The following is a 1,286-nucleotide window of genomic DNA, read 5'->3' as shown; positions in this document are numbered from 1 at the left end:
AGAACCTAGAACCTAGAACCTAGAACCTAGAACCTAGAACCTTACATCGTAATGCAATATAGTCGCGTTACCTTTATAGCTTATAGCTGATATTTAATTTAAAAACTCACAAAGGATGTAAAGTGAAAGTATTAACAGTATTTGGTACTCGCCCAGAAGCCATTAAAATGGCCCCTCTTGTACACGCCCTAGCTAACGATAGCCGTTTTGACGCTAAAGTATGTGTAACGGCGCAGCATCGTGAAATGCTAGACCAAGTACTTGAGCTTTTTAAAATCACCCCAGAGTATGATTTAAACTTAATGAAAGCAGGGCAAACACTGCCAGAAGTTACAAGCCGTATTTTGCAAGAGTTAACCCCCGTACTGAAAGAATTTAAGCCGGATGTAGTACTCGTTCATGGCGATACAGCAACAACCTTTGCAGCGAGTTTAGCTGCGTATTATGAGCAAATAGCAGTAGGTCACGTAGAAGCAGGCTTACGCACAGGCAATATTTACTCACCTTGGCCTGAGGAAGGTAACCGTAAATTAACAGGGGCTTTAACTAAGTTCCACTTTGCACCAACGGAGACCTCAAAAGCTAACTTGCTGAAAGAAAATTACGCAAATGAAAACATATTTGTAACCGGGAATACGGTTATCGATGCCTTACTACTGGTTAAGCAACAAATAGAAGATGATGCAGAGCTAAGCAACACCTTAGCATCACAATTCCCGATGCTTGATGAGAGTAAAAAGCTTATTTTAGTCACGGGTCATCGTCGTGAAAGTTTTGGTGGTGGGTTTGAACGAATTTGTGAAGCATTAGCACAAACAGCTAAAGAACACCCTGATACACAAATACTTTACCCAGTACATTTAAACCCAAATGTGCAAGAGCCTGTAAACCGTATATTAAAAGATGTAGATAATGTCTTTCTAATTGAGCCGCAGCAATATTTACCTTTTGTATATTTAATGAATCGCTCACATATCATTTTAACTGACTCAGGTGGTATTCAAGAAGAAGCGCCAAGTTTGGGTAAGCCAGTGCTTGTAATGCGCGATACTACCGAGCGCCCTGAAGCCGTTGATGCTGGTACGGTTAAACTTGTTGGCACTGATGTAGTCAAAATTACTTCGGCGCTAAATGAGTTGCTAACGGATGAGGCAGCATATAGAGCAATGAGCCGTGCCCATAACCCGTATGGCGACGGCCAAGCATGTCAAAGAATCTGCGATATTTTAGCAACAAATTAATTAGTAGCAGCGGTTTTATATCGCGTCGTAGTACTACAAAAAATA

Annotated in this window: 1 protein-coding gene; it reads left to right on the top strand. The window is 41.1% G+C overall.

Features of this window, described 5'->3' with window-relative positions:
* Window positions 1–122 precede the first annotated feature (122 nt).
* Window positions 123–1,241, top strand: a complete 1,119-nt coding sequence (gene wecB, locus H5232_RS23220; protein ID WP_182768196.1) for a non-hydrolyzing UDP-N-acetylglucosamine 2-epimerase — start codon at window positions 123–125, stop codon at window positions 1,239–1,241.
* Window positions 1,242–1,286: the final 45 nt, after the last annotated feature.

Origin of the sequence: Pseudoalteromonas sp. SG41-5 (genome assembly GCF_014164495.1) — a bacterium.
Lineage (GTDB): Bacteria > Pseudomonadota > Gammaproteobacteria > Enterobacterales > Alteromonadaceae > Pseudoalteromonas > Pseudoalteromonas rhizosphaerae.
Note: the sequence above shows the minus strand (reverse complement) of the source record. Positions and strands in the feature narration are given on the sequence as shown.